General features: G+C 63.8%; 18 protein-coding genes. 6 read left to right on the forward strand and 12 right to left on the reverse strand.

The genetic code is table 11. The features are described 5' to 3' along the window. Positions 1-4 precede the first annotated feature (4 nt). From GGR90_RS11640 to GGR90_RS11655, 4 genes are read left to right on the forward strand one after another with little or no spacing between them, the layout of a single operon-like run. Entirely contained in the window at positions 5-901 is an 897-nt protein-coding gene (locus GGR90_RS11640; RefSeq protein ID WP_167921634.1) for a VOC family protein, read from the forward strand. Continuing rightward, positions 894-1,637, forward strand: coding sequence for an SDR family NAD(P)-dependent oxidoreductase (locus GGR90_RS11645; RefSeq protein WP_167921635.1), 744 nt, complete (start codon positions 894-896; stop codon positions 1,635-1,637). The genes GGR90_RS11640 and GGR90_RS11645 overlap by 8 nt, the downstream gene beginning before the upstream one ends. A gap of 34 nt (positions 1,638-1,671) precedes the next feature. Continuing rightward, the gene (locus GGR90_RS11650) at positions 1,672-2,502 is read left to right on the forward strand and encodes an alpha/beta fold hydrolase (RefSeq protein WP_167921636.1); all 831 of its coding nucleotides are present in this window, start codon (positions 1,672-1,674) and stop codon (positions 2,500-2,502) included. Then, entirely contained in the window at positions 2,499-3,113 is a 615-nt protein-coding gene (locus GGR90_RS11655; RefSeq protein ID WP_167921637.1) for a TetR family transcriptional regulator, read from the forward strand. The genes GGR90_RS11650 and GGR90_RS11655 overlap by 4 nt, the downstream gene beginning before the upstream one ends. Here GGR90_RS11655 and GGR90_RS11660 read toward each other — a convergent pair. From GGR90_RS11660 to GGR90_RS11670, 3 genes are all read right to left on the reverse strand, one after another. After that, the gene (locus tag GGR90_RS11660; protein WP_167921638.1) at positions 3,110-3,967 is read right to left on the reverse strand and encodes a fumarylacetoacetate hydrolase family protein; all 858 of its coding nucleotides are present in this window, start codon (positions 3,965-3,967) and stop codon (positions 3,110-3,112) included. The two genes, GGR90_RS11655 and GGR90_RS11660, sit on opposite strands and share 4 nt — an antisense overlap. 108 nt (positions 3,968-4,075) lie before the next feature. Further along, the gene (locus tag GGR90_RS11665; protein ID WP_167921639.1) at positions 4,076-5,005 is read right to left on the reverse strand and encodes an electron transfer flavoprotein subunit alpha/FixB family protein; all 930 of its coding nucleotides are present in this window, start codon (positions 5,003-5,005) and stop codon (positions 4,076-4,078) included. After that, positions 5,002-5,751, reverse strand: coding sequence for an electron transfer flavoprotein subunit beta/FixA family protein (locus tag GGR90_RS11670; protein ID WP_167921640.1), 750 nt, complete (start codon positions 5,749-5,751; stop codon positions 5,002-5,004). Before GGR90_RS11670 ends, GGR90_RS11665 begins: the two co-directional genes overlap by 4 nt. A gap of 114 nt (positions 5,752-5,865) precedes the next feature. Between GGR90_RS11670 and GGR90_RS11675 the strand changes: the two genes are divergently transcribed. Continuing rightward, positions 5,866-7,008 carry an acyl-CoA dehydrogenase family protein gene (locus GGR90_RS11675; protein WP_167921641.1) on the forward strand — a complete coding sequence of 381 codons (1,143 nt, stop codon included), beginning with the start codon at positions 5,866-5,868 and terminating at the stop codon, positions 7,006-7,008. Positions 7,009-7,130: 122 nt separating this feature from the next. Next, positions 7,131-8,093, forward strand: coding sequence for an NAD(P)-dependent oxidoreductase (locus GGR90_RS11680; protein ID WP_167921642.1), 963 nt, complete (start codon positions 7,131-7,133; stop codon positions 8,091-8,093). 9 nt (positions 8,094-8,102) lie between these two features. Here GGR90_RS11680 and GGR90_RS11685 read toward each other — a convergent pair whose 3' ends face one another. The 9 genes from GGR90_RS11685 to GGR90_RS11725 are packed head-to-tail and all read right to left on the reverse strand — an operon-like array spanning position 8,103 to position 18,909. Further along, complete coding sequence (locus GGR90_RS11685; protein ID WP_167921643.1) at positions 8,103-8,441, reverse strand: DMT family transporter; 339 nt, start codon at positions 8,439-8,441, stop codon at positions 8,103-8,105. A gap of 46 nt (positions 8,442-8,487) precedes the next feature. Then, positions 8,488-9,729, reverse strand: coding sequence for an MFS transporter (locus GGR90_RS11690; protein ID WP_167921644.1), 1,242 nt, complete (start codon positions 9,727-9,729; stop codon positions 8,488-8,490). Further along, entirely contained in the window at positions 9,726-10,457 is a 732-nt protein-coding gene (locus GGR90_RS11695) for an EthD domain-containing protein (protein ID WP_167921645.1), read from the reverse strand. The genes GGR90_RS11690 and GGR90_RS11695 overlap by 4 nt, the downstream gene beginning before the upstream one ends. Continuing rightward, positions 10,445-11,578: an SDR family oxidoreductase gene (locus GGR90_RS19490; protein WP_167921646.1), complete on the reverse strand. Its 1,134-nt coding sequence runs from the start codon at positions 11,576-11,578 to the stop codon at positions 10,445-10,447. Before GGR90_RS19490 ends, GGR90_RS11695 begins: the two co-directional genes overlap by 13 nt. Continuing rightward, entirely contained in the window at positions 11,575-12,990 is a 1,416-nt protein-coding gene (locus tag GGR90_RS11705; RefSeq protein WP_167921647.1) for an aldehyde dehydrogenase family protein, read from the reverse strand. Before GGR90_RS11705 ends, GGR90_RS19490 begins: the two co-directional genes overlap by 4 nt. 16 nt (positions 12,991-13,006) lie before the next feature. Next, positions 13,007-16,501, reverse strand: coding sequence for an indolepyruvate ferredoxin oxidoreductase family protein (locus tag GGR90_RS11710; RefSeq protein WP_167921648.1), 3,495 nt, complete (start codon positions 16,499-16,501; stop codon positions 13,007-13,009). Beyond that, a complete protein-coding gene (locus GGR90_RS11715) occupies positions 16,494-17,195 on the reverse strand; it encodes a glutathione S-transferase family protein (RefSeq protein ID WP_167921649.1) in 702 nt (233 codons plus the stop codon). The genes GGR90_RS11710 and GGR90_RS11715 overlap by 8 nt, the downstream gene beginning before the upstream one ends. Continuing rightward, on the reverse strand, positions 17,192-18,601 hold the full coding sequence (locus GGR90_RS11720; RefSeq protein ID WP_167921650.1) for an FAD-binding oxidoreductase: 1,410 nt from the start codon (positions 18,599-18,601) through the stop codon (positions 17,192-17,194). Before GGR90_RS11720 ends, GGR90_RS11715 begins: the two co-directional genes overlap by 4 nt. Further along, positions 18,598-18,909, reverse strand: coding sequence for a Rieske (2Fe-2S) protein (locus GGR90_RS11725; protein ID WP_167921651.1), 312 nt, complete (start codon positions 18,907-18,909; stop codon positions 18,598-18,600). Before GGR90_RS11725 ends, GGR90_RS11720 begins: the two co-directional genes overlap by 4 nt. Positions 18,910-18,912: the final 3 nt, after the last annotated feature.

Below are 18,912 nucleotides of genomic sequence, written 5' to 3' on the forward strand. Positions count from 1 at the left end.
CGATATGACCGCACCCTTCCGCTACCGGCGCCTGTCCTACGTCGCGCTCGACGTCTCCGACCTCGAACAATCGCTCGGCTTCTACCGCGATCTCGTCGGTCTCACCGTCGATCGGCGTGATGGCGATACCGCCTATCTTCGCTGCAGCGAGCTACCGCAAAACCTCGTGCTGCGCGAGGGCGACACGCCCGGCCTCGCGCGCGCGGCGTTCGAGCTCGAAAGCCAGGCCGATCTCGATCGCGCCTATACCTATCTCGACGACGAGGGCTTCGCGCCCGAATGGTTGACTGCCGAGGAAGCGGGCGAGCTGAAAGTCGGAGCGGCGCTCCGATTTCGCGAGCCCGGCTGCGGTCTGCATTTCGAGTTTCACGTCGAGCCAGAACTGCAGGATGATTTCGAGGCCGGGCATACCGCGATCGCGCGTCTCGGCCATGTCGTGCTCAACGTCGCCGACTTCGCCACGGTGGAAGGCTCGCTCGTCGGCAAGCTCAACTTCCTGATTTCGGACCATGTGCCTGGGAAGATCGCCTTCCTGCGCGCTTTTCCCAACAAATATCACCACAGCTTCGCGATCCTGACCGGCCCATCGGACGGCTATAATCACGTCAATTTCATGGTCTCGGACATCGACGACGTCGGGCGCGCGATCAACCGGATGAAGAAGGCCGAGGTGCCGATCGTCTTCGGCCCCGGGCGCCACGAGCCCTCGGGCAGCATCTTCCTCTATTTCCTCGACCCCGACGGGATGACCACCGAATATAGCTTCGGCATGGAGGAGTTCGAGGAAGAGGGGGCGCGGCCGCCGCGCGAACTCGAAGCGAAACCCGAGGTGCTCGACACCTGGGGCAGCATTCCCGACCCGCGCTTCGGCAAGGGCGGCGCGATCCTCGCCCATGCGTGAGTCGCTCCATGACGGCCGGGTTGCGATCGTCACCGGCGCCGGACAGGGTATCGGCCTCGCCATCGCGCGCCGCCTCGAGGCCGACGGCGCCCGCGTCATGTTTGCCGATCTCGAGGAAGCGGCCGCGCGCAAGGCGGCAGGCGAGACGGGCGCCGCCTTCTGGGGCGATCTCGCCGACGAAGAAACGGCAGCGCGGCTCGTCGCCAAAACCGTCGAAACGCTCGGCGCGCCGGCGATTCTCGTGAACAACGCCGGGGGCGGCATCCTCCGCCCCTTTCTCGACCATACGCCCGAGACGCTGCGCGCGACGATCGACCGCAATCTCTGGACCGCGATCTGGTGCAGCTGGCACGCGCTGCCCCACATGAAGGCGGCCGGCTGGGGCCGCGTGATCAACATCGGTGCCGACAGCGTTCGCAACGGCCTCTTCGACCATGCCGGCTACAATGCCGCCAAGGGCGGCATGCACGGCATGACCACGGGGCTCGCCCGCGAGTTTGCGAGGGACGGCATCACGGTCAACACCGTCGCCCCCTGCGCGGTGGTGACCCCGCAATATCGCGAGATCGAGAAGAGCAATCCCGACCTCATCGCCAAGGTGGTGAGCGTGATCCCGATGGGGCGCGCCGGCACCGAGGAAGAGGTCGCCAGCATGGTCGCCTATCTGGCGCGTGACGAGGCCGGTTTCGTGACCGGCCAGGTCGTCAGCGTCAACGGCGGCACGACAATGCTCTGAGCGATCACGCTCCAACCCAGAGACAAGGAAGACCATGACCAACCCCGAAATCGGCCAGTCGATCGTCGCGAACGGCATTCGCACCAACTATATCGAAGCTGGCGACGCATCGCTGCCGGCGCTCGTCCTGATCCACGGCTCGGGGCCCGGCGTCACCGCCTTCGCCAACTGGAATGGCGTGATCCCCGCGCTCAGCGAACATTTCCACGTCCTTGCGCCCGACATGGTCGGCTTCGGATATACCGAGGTTCCCGAGGACGTGACCGACTTCACGCTCGATTTCTGGGTCGATCATATCATCGGCTTTCTCGACGCGCTCGGGATCGAGCAGGCCAGCTTCATCGGCAACAGCTATGGCGGCGCGCTCAGCCTCGCCGTCGCCGCCCGCCATCCGGCGCGTGTCCGCCGCTTCGCGTTGATGGGCGCGGCAGGCCTCCGGTTCGAGATGTCGAAAGGGCTGCTCGACGTGTGGGGTTATGAGCCGTCCGAGGCGAATATGCGCAAGCTCATGGAAACCTTCGCCTATAATCCGGGCCTCGTCACCGACGCGATCGTGCTCTCACGCCACAATGCCAGCATCCGTCCCGGTTCGCACGAGGCCTTCTCGCGCCTCTTCCCCGAGCCGCGGCAGGCCAAGCTCGACCGGCTCGCGACGCCCGAAGAGGATATCCGCAAGATCGAGGCTCCTGCGCTCATCATCCATGGGCGCGAAGATGTGATCGTTCCCGTTGACGTGGCCTATCGTTTCTCGGCATTGCTCCCCCATTCGGAGCTGCATGTGTTTGGGGAATGCGGGCATTGGACACAGATAGAGAAGAAGGACCGGTTCGTGGAGGTCGTGCTGCCGTTCCTGAAGGCAGCGTGAAACGCCAGCGGCGCTCGCAGGGCGAGCGCTCGGAGGAGATGCGCGAGCGCGTCGCGCACGCCACGTTCGAGGTCATTGCCGCCCGCGGCTTTTCGGGGCTCCGGACAGCCGCGGTCGCCGAACAGGCGGGGGTTAGCCAAGGCGCGCTCCTCCACCATTTCGAGACCAAGCATGGCCTGACGCTCGCGACGGTCGAATATGCCTTCGCGCGCGCGTCGGCCAAGACCGAGGACATCATCGAGGCGGGACTTGCCAGGGGCGAGGATCCGATCGACCTCATGCTCGACGACTTCCGGCTCTATTTCTTCAACGATGATTTCTGGGTGTCGCTCGACATCACCATCAACGCATCGAAGGATCCCGAGCTCAAGGGCGGGATCCGCGAGATCGTGCCGCGCTACCGCCTCGGCGTCTACCGGCGCTGGGTCGGCATCCTTTCGGAAAATGGCTGGTCGACGAGCGATGCCGAAGAAATCGTGCGGATGAGCGCGGCGCTCACCACCGGCCTCGGCATCCGGACACTTTTCGACGACGTCGATGAATATCTTGCCTCGACGCTCCGGAAATGGCGCAAGATGGTCGACGCGGCCTGGCCTCGCAAAACGGCTTAGCGCGCTTCGGCGACCACCGGATTCTCGATCGCGCCCACCCCGTCAATCTCGCATCGCACGATGTCGCCGACTTTCAGGAAGACCGGCGGGTCCATCGCGATGCCGACGCCCTCGGGCGTGCCCGTCGCGATGAGGTCACCGGGTTCGAGCGTGAAGGCAGTCGAGAGATATTCGATCTGCTCGTAGATATTGTGGAGCATCATGCCGGTGTTCGACGACTGACGCTCTTCGCCATTTACCAGGCAGCGGATCGGCAAGTCATGCGGATCGGCAATCTCGTCGGCAGTTACGATCCAAGGGCCGATCGGGCCATGGGTGTCGAAGGACTTCCCCATCGTCATCGTCTGCGAGTGGAATTGCCAGTCGCGGGTCGAGACATCGTTGGCGACGAAATAGCCGAAGATATGCGCAGGCGCGTCGGCGGCGGACACATGCTTTGCAGCCTTGCCGATCACGACCCCAAGCTCTGCCTCATAATCGATCTGGTCCGACACATCGGGCTTCAAGATGCCATCGAAAGGACCGGCGATCGACGTCGTCTGCTTGTTGAACCAGAGCTGCTTCTTGGGCTCGGCAATGCCGAGCTTTGCCCCTTCTTCGACATGCTTGCGATAGTTCATGCCGATCGCGAGATATTTGCCGGGTCGTTCGATCGGCGCGAGGAGCCGAACCGATGCCATAGGTACCGACGCCGCGGACGCGGCAAAGTCGGTGATGCGAGCGAGCGCCCCCACGCCCTCCCGCACCACCGACAAGAGATCGAGGAAACCAAGCGGTTCCAGATCGACCACAGCATCGCCGATCACCATGCCTGCGCGCGCGCCAGCACCACCGTCGAACCGAACCAGCTTCATTTTGCCCTCACCCCTCGATCCCTGATGGCGTCATTTACATACCGGGCACTTGGTATGTCAACGATGCAGCGACAACTGGCGTTCGCTCCGGCGCAGCATTCTTCAGCCTCAGATCTTCGCCGTCAGCTCAGGCACGGCCGAGAAGAGATCGTCGACCAAGCCGAAGTCGGCGACCTGGAAGATCGGGGCGTCTTCGTCCTTGTTGATCGCGACGATCGTTTTCGAATCTTTCATGCCGGCGAGGTGCTGGATCGCGCCCGAGATGCCGATGGCGAAATAGACTTCCGGCGCGACGATCTTGCCGGTCTGGCCGACCTGATAGTCGTTGGGGACATAGCCCGCATCGACCGCGGCGCGCGAAGCACCGAGCGCGGCGCCGAGCTTGTCGGCGAGCGGAACGATGACTTCCTGATATTTCTCGCTCGAACCCAGCGCACGGCCGCCCGACACGATGATCTTCGCCGAGGTCAGCTCGGGACGATCCTGCTTGGCGATTTCGGCGCCGACGAAGCTCGAGATGCCCGTGTCACCACCAGCCGACACGGCTTCGACCGCACCCGAACCACCGGTGCTGGCAGCCTTTTCGAAGGCAGTGCCGCGAACGGTCAGAACCAGCTTCGCGTCCGAGCTTTCGACGGTCGCAATCGCGTTGCCGGCGTAGATCGGACGGGTGAAGGTCTTCGGACCTTCGACCGACAGGATTTCCGAAATCTGCATCACGTCGAGCAGCGCGGCGACGCGCGGCGCGATATTCTTGCCGGTGGTCGTGGCGGGCGCGACGAACGCATCGTGCGACCCCATGAGGTCGGCGACGAGCGGCGCGATATTCTCGGGTAGGTTGTGACCGAAAGCGGCGTTGTCGGCGACATGGACCTTGCCGACGCCGGCAATACCGGCCGCAGCCTTGGCAACGCCATCGACGCCGCTACCTGCGACGAGCAGATGGACTTCGCCGAGCTTCGAGGCGGCGGTCACCGCGGCGAGCGTGGCATCCTTGACGGCGCTGCCGTCATGTTCGACCCAGACGAGCGTTTTCATGAGTGCACTCCCATCGCCTTCAGCTTGGCAACCAGTTCATCGACATCGGCGACCTTGACGCCGGCCGAGCGGACGGGCGGTTCCGACACCTTGACCGTCTTGACGCGCGGTGCGGTGTCGACACCGTAATCGGCGGGCGACTTGGTATCGAGCGGCTTCGACTTCGCCTTCATGATGTTCGGCAGCGACGCATAGCGCGGCTCGTTCAGACGAAGGTCCGTGGTGACGATCGCGGGAAGCTTCAGCTTCACGGTTTCGAGACCGCCATCGACTTCGCGGGTCACGCTGACATGATCGCCCTCGACGTCGACCGCGCTGGCGAAGGTGCCCTGCGCCCAGCCGGTGAGCGCGGCGAGCATCTGGCCGGTCTGGTTGTTGTCGCCGTCGATCGCCTGCTTGCCGAGGATCACGAGACCCGGGCCTTCGGCATCGGCAATCGCCTTGAAGATTTTCGCGAGCGCGAGCGGCTCGACCTCATCGTCGGTCTGCACGAGGATCGCGCGGTCGGCGCCCATCGCAAGCGCGGTGCGCAGCGTTTCCTGTGCCTTCGCCGGGCCGACGCTGACGGCGACGATCTCGGTCGCGACGCCCTTTTCCTTCAGGCGGATGGCTTCTTCGACACCGATCTCGTCGAACGGGTTCATCGACATTTTGACATTGGCCAGGTCAACGCCGGTGCCGTCGGACTTGACCCGCGGCTTAACGTTGTAATCGAGCACCCGCTTCACGGGGACGAGGATTTTCATGCGGCTCTCCCAATCCGGTGCAGTTCGACTGCACGACTGGCTCCAAATAGATAAACTAGTTTACCTTTGTCAATCTCTTCCCTATGCAGCCGGCAAATGGGATAGGAGAGCGCAATGCTCGATCGCGATGGAAGCAGGCTGTTCGGCGAGGAGCATCGCGCCTTTCGCGCGATGGTACGCAAGTTCATCGAACGCGAGTTTTCGCCGCGGATCGAAGCCTTCGAGGAGGCAGGAAAGGTCGCGCGCGACTTCTGGCTGAAGTGCGGCGAAGCCGGCCTGCTATGTCCGACAATGCCTGAGGCCTATGGCGGGCTCGGTCTCGACTTCAGCTTCAATGCGATCATCAACGAGGAATTCACCTATGCGATGATGGCGGACTCGATCACGCTCCAGACCGACATCACCATGCCGTATATCCTCCACTATGGGAGCGAGGCGCAAAAGGCGGCACTTCTTCCGCGCATGCTGTCGGGAGAGACGATCGTCGCAATTGCGATGACCGAACCTGGAGCCGGATCCGATCTTCAGGGCGTTCGCACCACGGCCCGGCTCGAAGGTGCCGACTATGTGATCAATGGTGCCAAGACCTTCATCACCAATGGGCAGAACGCCGATCTCATCATCACCGTCTGCAAGACGGACCCCGCCGCGGGTGCCAAGGGCACGTCGCTCATTCTGGTCGAAGCGGATCGCCCAGGTTTCGCGCGCGGGCGCAACCTCGACAAGGTCGGGCAATGGATGGCCGACACCTCAGAGCTCTTCTTCAACGACGTCCGCGTTCCAGCGGCCAACCTGCTCGGCCGAGAAAATGGCGGGTTTCTCCATCTGGTGAGCGACCTGCCGCAAGAGCGGCTCTCGATCTCGATCACCGCGCAAGCGGCGGCGCAGCGCGCGTTCGACGAGGCAGTGGCCTTCACGCGCGAGCGCAAGGCGTTCGGAAAGGCTGTAATCGATTTCCAGAACACGCGCTTCGTGCTCGCCGACATCAAGGCCAGGCTGCAGGCCGGCTGGGCACATCTCGACTGGGCAATCGCGCGGCACGTCGCCGGCGAGCTCACCGCCGACGAGGCCGCAGCCAGCAAATATTGGCATACCGAGATGCAGTGGGAGGCTTGCGACGCCGCGCTCCAGCTCCATGGCGGGTCAGGCTATATGAATGAATATCCGATCGCACGAATCTGGCGCGATGCGCGCGTCCGCCGGATCTACGGCGGGACGAGCGAAATCATGCGCGAGTTGGTCGGGCGCGGCCTCTAGCCCACCCCCCGAGCGCGACAAGCCGCGCCCGATCGTGCCAAAATCGGCGGTTGCCCTTGCCTTTCGGCCCACCCTTCGGCCTGATCCCCGCTGCGCATGAACCAGCAAGGGACGATCGTTCGATGGATAGCCAGAAGATCCTCATAGGCGGCCCTGCGAGCGCGCAGGCCTTTTTGGAGAAGCTCGCGTCGGCGGTCGGTTCGGATGAGGCCAAGGTCGACGTGCAGTTCGGGCTGGCGTCTCCGGCCGATGCGCCCGGCTGGAACGAAACGCAGATCTTCGTCTCGTTCGGAGTCCCGTGCAGCGGCGCCGATATGGATGCTGCGCCCGGGCTTACGGCGATCGTCACGCCATCGCTCGGCTATGAAGGCATCGATGTCGATGCCGCGCACGGCAGAGGGATCGCCTTCGCCAACGGCCGTGTTGCGGAGAATTTCGAATCCGTCGCGGAGGCCGCAATGCTCTTCATGCTGACCGCCCTTTACCGGCTTCGCGATGCCGAGGACCGTCTTGACCGCGGCGAGACGCGAACGGGCCCTCCGCGCGCCCGCATGCTGAAGGGCAAGACCGTCGGGATTATAGGTCACGGCAACATCGCCAAGGCGCTGATCGAGCGCCTGCAAGGCTGGCACACCCGCATTCTGGTCAGCAACCGGTCGAAAGTGCCGCCGTCCCCGGCCTTCGAGCAGCGCGATCTCGACACGCTTCTCGCCGAAAGCGACATCGTTCTGCCGCTTCTGCCCCTGACGCCCGAGACCGACAATCTGCTGTCGCGATCGAGGCTGCTTGCGATGAAACCGGGAGCCATCCTCATCAATCTGTCGCGTGGTGCGATCGTCGAGGAGAGTGCCCTGTTCGACCCGGACGTCGCGGCTCACCTCGGCACCATCGCACTCGATGTCTTTGTGACCGAGCCGCTGCCACTGGACAGTCCGCTCCGCGACCTTCCCGACCGGCTTCTCACCAATCACGAGATTTCGCACACGCAGGAGAATCTTGGTGCGCTCTTCGCAATGGCGGTCGCCAATATCCAGGCGGCGATCGCCGGCACGAAAATGCCGACAGCCTTGCCCACTGGAGGCTGAGAGCCGGTCCTATCCGCTCGCCGGGGACCGCATGTTGAGCATGATCGTCCCCAACAGGATGAAGCCGATCGCGGCAAGAGCCCATCCATCGAGCTTCTGGTCGTAGACGATCCACGCTATGGCGGTGACCAGAACAATCCCGACCCCGCACCATATCGCATAGGCGACGCCGACCGGAATGGTGCGCAGCGCCATCGAAAGGCAGTAGAAAGCCAGAGCGTAGCCGAGGACGACCACCACCGAGGGAAGCGGCCGCGTGAAGCCGTCGGCCATCTTGAGGAAGGACGTCGCGAGGACTTCGCAAAGGATGGCCAGCGCCAGCCAACCGGGACCGCCGAGATTGATCATTGCCCTGACCCCAGGCCAAATCTTACATCTCGGTGGTCGTCCGGTCTCATCCCGCCCGTGATGACATGGGCGGCTGCTCGCGGCAACTGCCCACCGGTTGTCGCTCCTGCCGAAGTCCCAGCATGAGCAGCGCGGCAAGGGCAACCAGCAGCCCGCTCACCATGAGCGCGGCACCATAATCGCCGCTGGCATCGCGCATCTTACCGAGGACGAAGGGGCTGAGCCCATAGCCCAGAGCGAAGACGCTATATTGCCAGCCGTAGATGGCCCCATATTGCCGCTGCCCGAAATGCAGCGCGGTCAGATAGGCCAGGAGGTCGATCTCGGCGCCCGCCGCCATGCCGAGCAATATCGCTGCGAGCGCCCCCATTGCGAGCCCATCGAAGCGCAAGAGAGCGATGCCCACGGCAGCGAGGGCCAGGACTGCCAGCGAGACGATGGCCGCGGGAAAGCGGTCGAGCAACAGGCCGATGCCGAGCCGCCCGACGACGCTGGACAGGCCGACAAGTGAGGCCGTGCTTGCCGCTGCGAGCGGATCTGCGCCAAGATCTCGAAACAGCGGCACGAGATGAACGACCACCCCGCCGAGGCCGGCCGCCATCGCAAAAGAAATCACCGTGAGCAGCCAGAAACGGCCGGTCCGCTGCGCCTCTGCAGCCGTCATGCCGCCGACCGCGGCTTCGGACGGGTCGGCCCTCCTGCCCTGCGGCACGCTCCGGAATCCGAACCAGACGATGGGCGCGGAAGCGACGGCGATCGCGGCAAGCGCCAGATAGGCGGCCCGCCAGCCGGCGGCCTCGGTCACCGCCGCGACGAGCTGTGGAACCCAGAAGCCGGCGAGCCCCGCGCCGGTGAGCGCGATCCCGAGCGCCAGCCCGCGTTGCTTTTCGAACGCCGCCGCGATCGGGCGAACGAGAACGATGGGGGTCGAACCGACGCCAAGAAGCGCGATGAGCGCATAAAGCGCCCAAAAGACGTGGATGCTGCCCGCAGTGGCGACGAGAAGCACCACGCCTAGGGCATAGGCAACAAGGCTGGCGGCGCCTACGTTCGCGGCGCCGTACCGATCGCAGAGGCGCCCGGCTGCCGATCCGGAGACGAACACAGCGAGCGTCATCAGCGTTACGGCGAGCGAGATGTCGCCGCGACTCCAGCCGAACTCGGCTTCCAGCGACGGAATGAACGTACCGAGACTGTAGAAGAGTGTCGCCGTCATGCCGGCGGACAGGCCGATCGCCGCGCTGGCCAGCAGGACGCTCTTTCCGCCGAACTCGCCCGGCAGCGTCATGGGGCGGCTGCTATTCCATACACGGCGCGAACGACCGCCTCGCTGAGCTGGTTATCGGCCCCCGCCTCCTCGATCGTCCGTACCGCATCGAGGCCGCGAAGCCCGACCGGAGTAGGCCTGCCGCCGTCGACCATCACATGACGTTCGTCGAGCATGTAGGCGGCCCCCGCGAATTTCCCGGCGGCGGTCACCGCGCTGTCGCGGTCCGCCCAGACGCCGTGCAGCAACGCAGTGAAAACACGGCCGCTCGTATCGGTCTGGTTCCATCCCGACGGATCGCCTCCCGTCAGATCGTAGACTGCCAGATAGAGCGGCGTGTCGTCGAGCGCCGCGAGATCCGCATCGATATCGTGCCCCGCCTCCGCGACAATGAACATCGCGTGGCCCGCGGCATCCTCGCTCCCGAGAAGCTGGCGCGCGGCCCCCTCGCCCAGATTGTAGAGGAGCGCGCGGCGGAAGACATTCTGCTCGTCGCGGTGGATATGCTGGGTCACCTCGCTGTGGATCAGCCCGGCGCGGTCGTCTTCGGAACCGTAGGTAACGATCGCGATCCCCTCGAACGGTTCGGAGGCGGTGTCGAGCGGCGTAACATGATGCTGCGTATAACGATCGAAACCCGGTATCCTCGCCGCCATCACCCCATGAACGTCGCGCCAGTAGCGCGTGAAGAGCGAGCGGGTAATATCAGGACGCCGCTCGATCAGCGCAACGGTGCTTACGCCGCCCAAAGGGCACCTTCCACCGGGAGGATCGATCCGGAAACGTAAGCGCCAGCCTTGGAGGCGAGAAAGATGACTGCGCCGCCGATGTCGCTTTCGCTGCCGAGACGCTCAGCGGGTATTCCCTCGATCATCTGCTCCTTGAGACCGGGAACGGCAGTAAAAAAGCCGTCGGTCATGTCGCTGGGAAAAAAGCCCGGCGCGACGGCATTCACATTGACACCCTTGCGGGTCAGATCCGACGCGAGCGCGCGCGTAAGCTGGTGAAGCCCGCCTTTCGCGGCGCTGTAGGCATAGGCGCTGCTGCTTTTCGCCCAGAGCGCGGCGATCGATCCGATGTTGATGACGCGTGCCGGATCGCCTTCGCGTGCCGCAGCCGTCAATTGGGGTAGCAACTGCTGGACAAGGAAGAAGGGAGCACGAAGGTTGACGCCGAGTTCTCGGTCCCATTGCTCCGGCGTAATCGCTTCGATGGGTGCCCCGGTAAACGTCCCCGCATTGTTGACGAGTATATGGACCTCATCGGTTTCGCCAGCGATGTCCGAGACTGCGGCGGCGATCCCCTCGCTCGTCGAGAGATCATGTGCGAGCAGAATACAGGAGCCGTCGGCGTTCAGGTCATCGGCGAATGACTCATTCTCCGCTGTGCCCCGCGCGACGATCAACACTCGTGCCCCCGCCGCCAGCAGCGATCGGCTGATCATCGCGCCCACGCCCTTCGCACCGCCGGTCACGACCGCGGTCTTTCCGGTCAGATCGAAGAGGCCCTGCGCCGACCCGACGACCGGGGCCGGATTGGTGACGAAGGACTGGCAATTCTCGAGATCGACGAAATTTGCTTCGTCTGGCTGCACCTCCGCCAGATAGGCGGGTTCGGCGAAAGCTTGCCGCATCGCAGCCTCGCTCCGGAAATCGAGCACGGCAACCCCGTCATAGTCGCCCGATACCCCGAAGAGTTTCGCTACCGGACTGTCGCGATCGGCCAGTGCATGCTGGGTGTAGCTTCGCAGATGGCGCGTGAAGTCGCGGCACGATCGAAGCAGCGGCCCGTGCCGATCCTGCCAGTAGGTTGTGAAGGCTTCGGGACTGAGGCCGGGCTTGCGCTTGATACAAACGATGAGCGTCGTCACCCTGCGGCCACCGGCTTTGCCACGTTGATGGTCTGCAACGCGAGATAAGGGTAAAGGCCTTCGACTCCGCCCTCGACGCCGAACCCTGATTGTTTGTTCGCCGGAAAAGGCACTTGCGGATCGAGTGCGCAATGCTGGTTGACCCACACGCTTCCGCTTTCAAGGCGCGCCGCGACCTTGGTTGCGGCCGCGGTGTCGCTGCCCCACACCGAACCGCCGAGCGCGAAGGGCGAGGCATTGGCGCGCGCGACGACGTCGTCGACGTCGCTGTAGCGTATGATTGGAAGTATCGGTCCGAAGGGTTCTTCGTCGACGATCGCAGCACCGTCCGAAACGTCGCGAACGACCGTCAGCGGCACAAAGTACCCAGCACCTTCCGGGACGTCTCCGCCTGCTACGATCTGGCCTGCCGCGCGCGCTTCGCCCAGATAATGAAGGACTTTCTCATATTGCGCCTTATTCTGAACCGGCCCGAACTCGGCGGCGGCATCGCTTCCCGGCGCCACGGTTGCGGACGAGGCAAGGCCTGCGATAGCGTCGCACATCGCATCGTAGAGGCTGTCATGGACATAAAGGCGCTTGATGACCGCGCAAACCTGGCCCGAGTTGAAGAAGGCAAATGCGAAAATGGCGGGCGCGATGGCCGCAACGTCGGCGTCGGGGAGTATGATCGCCGCATCGTTCCCGCCGAGTTCAAGCGTCACGCGCTTGAGGGTGGGTGCGGCAGAAGCCATGATCTTGCGCCCGGTTTCGGTCGACCCGGTGAAGGTGATCTTGGCGACATCCTCGTGCGCAACGAGAAGTGCGCCCGCATCATTGCCGCCCGACAGGATATTCACCACGCCCGCCGGCACGATATCGGCCCATAATTCGCCGAGCCGCAGAGTGGTGAGCGGGGTCGTCGGAGCCGTTTTCACCACGATCGTGTTGCCGGCTGCGAGCGCGGGCGCGATCTTGTTCGCCGCAATGAAGACCGGCGCGTTCCAGGGCACGATCGCGCCCACAACCCCCAACGCCTTGCGATGAAGTTCGACACGCCGCGTATCGTCTTCGACGATTAGCTCGGGCAGCGCTTCGAGCCCTGCATAATAGTTCAGATAGCCGACAGCGAGATGGAGCACCTCGAACTGAGCCAATCCCATCGGCCGCCCGGTCTCCTGAACCAGAAGCGCGCAAAGTTCCTCGGCATTTTCGGTAACTTTCGCCGCCATAGCGCGGAGAATTTCGCCGCGCGCAGCCGGCGTCAGGTCACGCCAGGCGGGATAAGCCGCCTTTGCGGCCGCTACCGCCCGCTCGACATCGGCCGCGTCCGCATCGGGGACCTGGGTGAAGATGCCACCGGTACAGGGATCAACGACGTCGAGCCCGCGGGTTCCTTCTACAAGTTCTCCGCCAATCAGCATCCGGACCATGTCACTCTCCTCATTCTCAGGCGCCTGCTGCAACCCGCTTGTCTTCATTCGCTTTCACGGGAACAGCGGCTGCGCTGTGGAACCGTTCCACAACGCTCGCCTCGAGACCGCGAACCAGTTCGACCGAGGCCTCCTTGATATGACCATAGCCGCGGATTTGCGCAGGCAGGCTCGCCGCTTCCACAGCAAATTTGTGATTGGCGGACGAAAGCACCGCAGCCATCCCGCTCAGGCGCGCCTCATATTCATCAATGAGGGCCCGTTCCATCTTGCGCTCGGCGGTATGGCCGAACGGATCAAGGACGGTTCCGCGAAGCCGCTTGCCTTTGGCGAGCAGCGGAAACAGCTTGCCGACCCACGGACCGAACTCCCGCTTCAATAGATGGCCGGTCTCCGGATCGCGCTTCGAAAAAAGCGGCGGCGCAAGATTGTAGCGCAGCTTCGCCCCGTCTTCGAATGCCGCGGCGAGATCGCGCTTGAAAGCGGGATCGGCGTGAAGGCGCGCGACCTCATATTCATCCTTGTAAGCCATAAGCTTGGCAAAGTTTCGGGCCACCATGACGGCCAAGGCCGTACTCCCCGGGACGACCCGCTCCTCGGCGGCCGCCACGGCATCCACAAGGGCGCGGTAGCGTGCCGCATAGCCGGCGTCCTGATACGCTGTGAGCAAGGCTGTGCGATGCGCAACGATTTCGGCCAGATCGGTGAGCGGCTGGAACTCGGCGACGGTCTTCGTGGCGGCGACGGCAGCGGCGACCTTCTCAGGGTTCACGACGAGAAGGCGCCCGAGAGCAAAGGCCGACTGATTGAACGCAATCGCGACGCCATTGATTTCCACGGCGCGCGCGATCGATGCGGGCGATACGGGCAGTAATCCGAGCTGCGAGGCATAGCCCAGCATGAACAGATTGGCGGCGATCGTGTCGCCGAACAGCGCGAGTCCCAGCCCAGTCGCATCGACCCCGTGCAGATCGGAGGACAGCTTCTGAAGCCGTCCGACGATCAGGCTCTGATCGAGCACGAGGTCCGGATTGCGCTGAAACGCGGGGGTCGGGGTAATCCGCGCGTTGACGACCGTCCGCGTGCGCGTATCCGACAGGGTGACGACTGGCTCCTTCGCCAGTGCCGCGATGGCATCGAAGGCCAGCGCGAGGTCGGCTTCGCCGGTGCCGAGCTTTTGCGCAGCAAGATCGCTTGCCACGGCGGCAATGCGGACGTGGCTGTAAACCGCCCCATTTTTCTGGCTGAGCCCCGTCATGTCGAAAACCGAGCAGGCAAGCCCTTCGAGATGCGCCGCCATGCCGAGCAACGCGCCGATCGTCACGACACCGGTCCCGCCGATCCCCGAAACCATGATATTGAACGCGCCGCCGGTGAGCGCCGCGAGCGCGGGCTCAGGTAAATCGGTCTGCGCCTCGCTCGCGAGCGACGATACCTTCGGCTTGCGCGGCTCGGCGTCGAGCACGGTAATGAAGCTCGGACAGAAGCCTTTGACGCAGCTATAGTCCTTGTTGCAGTTCGACTGGTCGATCTGGCGCTTGCGGCCCAGCTCGGTTTCTTTCGGCCAGACGCTGACGCAATTGGACTGAACCGAACAGTCGCCGCAGCCCTCACACACGGCGCTGTTGATGAACATGCGCTTCGCCGGGTCTGGAAACTTGCCGCGTTTCCGGCGGCGACGCTTCTCGGCGGCACAGGTCTGCTCATAGACGATGACGGTGACGCCCTTCACCTCGCGCAGTTCGCGCTGCAACACATCGAGTTCATCGCGGTGATGGACGGTGACGCCTTCGCCCAAGCCGCTGTTCGCGTCGTAAAGGTCGGGCCGGTCGGTCACGACTATGCAGCGCTCGACGCCTTCGGCAAGCACCTGGCGCGTAACGTCGCCGGGGGTGAGAGGGCCATCGACGGGTTGGCCGCCGGTCATCGCCACCGCGTCGTTGAACAGGATCTTGTAGGTCATATTGACCTTGGCCGCGACCGCACCGCGGATCGCGAGCAGTCCCGAGTGATAATAGGTGCCATCGCCGATATTCTGGAAAATGTGCGGCGTCTCGGTGAAATAGGCGAGGCTGTACCAATGCGCGCCCTCGCCGCCCATCTGGGTATTGGGAAGCATCTCGGGACCTGAATACATCGCCATGGCGTGGCAGCCGATGCCGCCGCCAGCGAGGCTCCCATCCGGGAAGCGGGTTCCCGTATTATGCGGACAGCCCGAACAGAAATAGGGCGCGCGCACCGCGTCCCCGGGCTTCTGGCTTGCGACCCTGGTCATCGCGGTCCGGAGGGCAGCGACGCGCTCGATGATCGCCGGCGGCTCGCTTCCGAGCCGCCGCAGCCGCTCGGCAATGACAAGCGCGAGCTGCAAGGGATCGAGCTGCTCGTCGCTCGGGATCATGAAGGCGCCGGTCTCGTCGCTCTTGCCGACGATCGGTGGCGCACCGGTACGCCCGTAAAGGATCGCCTTCGCCTGCGCCTCGGTCAGGCCGTCCTTTTCCTCGATAAACAGGAGTTCGGCCTGCCCCTCGGCGAATTCGGCCAGCCCCTCGCGCTCGACGGGGTACATGCAGCCGAGCTGGTAGAGCGAGATACCGAGCGCCGCCGCTTCGGCATCGTCGAGACCCAGGAGCTTGAGCGCCTGCCGCGCATCCTGCACCGCCTTGCCCGTCGCAACGATGCCGAGCTTTCGCATGCCCGTGTCGATGAGGATCCGGTCGATGCCGTTAGCGCGCACGAACTTCTCGACCAGCGGCCAGCGATACCGCTTGGCGACGATCTCCGACTGGACGCGGTCGAGGTGGGTCGGAAAATTGTTGAAACCATTGGCAGGCGCGACACCGCGATCGGGCAGTACCGGGCCATTGTCGCGCTTTGGCAGCTCGACCGTCATCGTCTGCTCGAGCACCTCGTTGCACATCTTGAAGCCGGTGAAGAGGCCGGTGTAGCGCGACATCGCCCAGCCGAGCAGGCCGAACTCAAGCACATCCTGGACATCCGACGGCGCCAAGATCGGCATGCCCGCATGCATCAGCGCCATTTCGCTCTGATGCGCGACCGTCGACGACTTTCCGGTATGATCGTCGCCCGCAACGATCAGCACGCCACCGTTGGGATGCGACCCCGCCATATTGCCATGTTTGAAGGGATCGCCCGAGCGATCGACACCGGGACCCTTGCCGTACCAGATGGCAAATACCCCGTCCTTGGTGGCGTCCGGGATGCCCGCGAGCATCTGTGTGCCCCAGACCGCCGTTGCCGCCAGATCCTCGTTGACGCCGGGCTGGAACATGACATCCATGCTCTCGAGCAGATCTTTCGCGCGCCACAGTTCCTGATCATAGCTGCCGAGCGGCGAGCCGCGGTAGCCCGAGATGAACCCGCCGGTGTCGAGCCCGGCGCGCGTGTCCCGCTCCTTCTGCAGCATCGGCAGCCGCACAAGCGCATGCGTGCCGGTCATCAGCACGGTGCCTTCGTCGATCGTATATTTGTCGCTCAGTTTGACGTCACGCATGGGAATGAGGCCTTGGGAGTTCGTCGGGACGATAGGCAGCGCCATGATCCGCGAGATAAGTTTGGAAGCTCGTATAAAAATCGGCGAGGACGAGCTGGGTACTCGGCCGATCGTGCATCACCGCGAGCCACTCATCGAGGCCGCCGATCTCGTCGATGATCGAGCGCTGATAGACGAAGCGCGACACGCGCTCGGCGATGTCGAGATTATAGAATAGAAAGAGATCGATCTGGCCGGGACGTTCGCCGAACAGGAACGGAAATGGCGTAAGCAACTGCGACAAGGCGGCTGTGGCGCGGTCTAGCATGGCCCGAACCGACGCTTCTGTCGCGGCGGTGTTGTTCCCGCCCATGAAGGCGCCCGGAAACAGCTGGCGCACCTGCGCCTCGACATAGAGCTGCACCAGATTGATGATCTGGCGCGACCGGGCGCGCGAGAAGGAATCCGGGTGCCTCAGAGGCACGCCGGGATATTCGTCGTCCAGATAGTCGAGAATGGCGACCGTTTCGCTCAGATACCCCTCGCCCGTATCGAGCACCGGAATCTTTCCGAGCGGACTCATCCTGCGAAAGTCTGGCTCCTGCGACGCTCGGGTGACGACGAACTCGAACGGGAGCTGCTTTTCAAGGAGAGCAGCACGTACGATGTTGCCATAATTGCTCACCGGATAGCCGAGGAGACGAAGACCGGTCATGGCCGCAAATCCATGATCTTGCCCGGATTAAGGATGTTCCCGGGATCGAGCAACCTTTTGATCTCCGCCATCAGTCCACGCTCGCCTTCCGAGCGCGACACGTCGAGCCAGGGCTTCTTCTCGAGGCCGATGCCATGTTCGGCAGAAATCGATCCGTTGATCGGCCGGAGCGGTTCGTAGACGCACGCCTCGACGCCGTGCCGGTCGCCCTCGCCGCCCGCACCGATCGCGATATGGAGATTGCCGTCGCCCATATGGCCGAGAAAGGCGATCTTGCCATCGGGCCAACGACCCTTGAGCATAGCAGTCACCGCCGCGATGTAATCCTGCATGTCGCCTACCGGGAGCGAGACATCGAAGGCGTAGAAGGGCTGGAACTCCCGAACCACATGCTCGAGGTCTTCGCGAATTTCCCAGATTTGCTGACGCTGAGCTACCGACCGCGCGAGAACCGCATCGTCGAAGTAGCCGCGCTCGCCGGCTTCGCCGAGGACCGTCTCGAAAAGCTCGGTATCGCGTTCCTGGTGCGATCCGAGCATCTCGATGATCGCATAATAGGGCTGGTCGGCGGTGAGCGGCGGCGCATGTTTCCCGGCGCCCGTGTTGACCCGGTAGAAGCTGTTGTCGATCAGCTCGAACGCGCTCAGCAAACCTCCGAAACTCTGGTCGACGAAGCGTAAGAGGTTCACCATCTGATCGAAGCTCGCCGCGCAGACGATCGCGGTGTTCGAACTCGACGGGCGCTCGCGAAGCCGCAAAACCAGCCGCGTGATGACCCCGAGTGTCCCTTCCGAGCCGATGAAGAGCTGCTTCAGATCATAGCCCGTGTTGTTCTTGATCATCTGGTTGAGCGACGAGATGATCCTTCCATCGGCGAGTACGGCCTCGACCCCGAGCACCTGTTCGCGCATCATCCCGTAGCGGATGACGCGCATGCCGCCGGCGTTGGTCGAGGCATTCCCCCCCAGCTGGCATGATCCGCGCCCGCCGAGATCGAGTGGGAAGGTCAGGCCATAGTCCATGAGCGCCGTTTCCAACGTGTCCAGTATGACACCTGCCTGCACCGTCGCGGTGCGGTTTACCGGGTCGATGGCTTCAATCGCGGCCATGCGCTCAAGCGAAAGCGCGATCTCTCCGCCCCGGGTTTCGGTCGCGCGAACCCAGCCCGACATGCCGCCCTGGACCACGACGGGCTGGCCGGCGGCGCTGCACAGGCGCAGGACCGCAGCGACCTCGTCGGTCGAGCGCGGCCGGATGATCGCATCGGCGCCTATCCGGTCCATGAAATAGCCCGGATAGCGCGCGGCGACCTCGTCACCCGTCAGCACGCCCGCATCGCCGACGACCGCGCGGAGTTCCGCGATCAGCGCTGCCGGCACGGCAGGAAGGGCACCCACCTCACTCATAGACTCACGAAGACATCGTCGCCATCGATGCGGACCGGATAGCGTTCGAGGATGATGCTATCATCTTCCTGGCATGCACCCGACTCAAGATCGAAGGTCCAGCCATGCCACGGGCATGTCAGGATAGTCCCTTCCACATCGCCCTCATGAAGCGGGCCTTCCGCGTGCGGACATTGGCCGTTGGTCGCGATGACGCGGCCGCGGCACATGAAGAGCGCGACATCCTGCCCGCCCGCCTCGGTGAGGATTGGTTCGCCGGCCTCGACAGCGGCAAGCGATCCGATGCGATATTCCTTCGTGTCGGTCATGAC

The sequence above is a fragment of the Sphingopyxis italica genome (genome assembly GCF_011926545.1).
Taxonomy (GTDB): Bacteria; Pseudomonadota; Alphaproteobacteria; order Sphingomonadales; family Sphingomonadaceae; genus Sphingopyxis; species Sphingopyxis italica.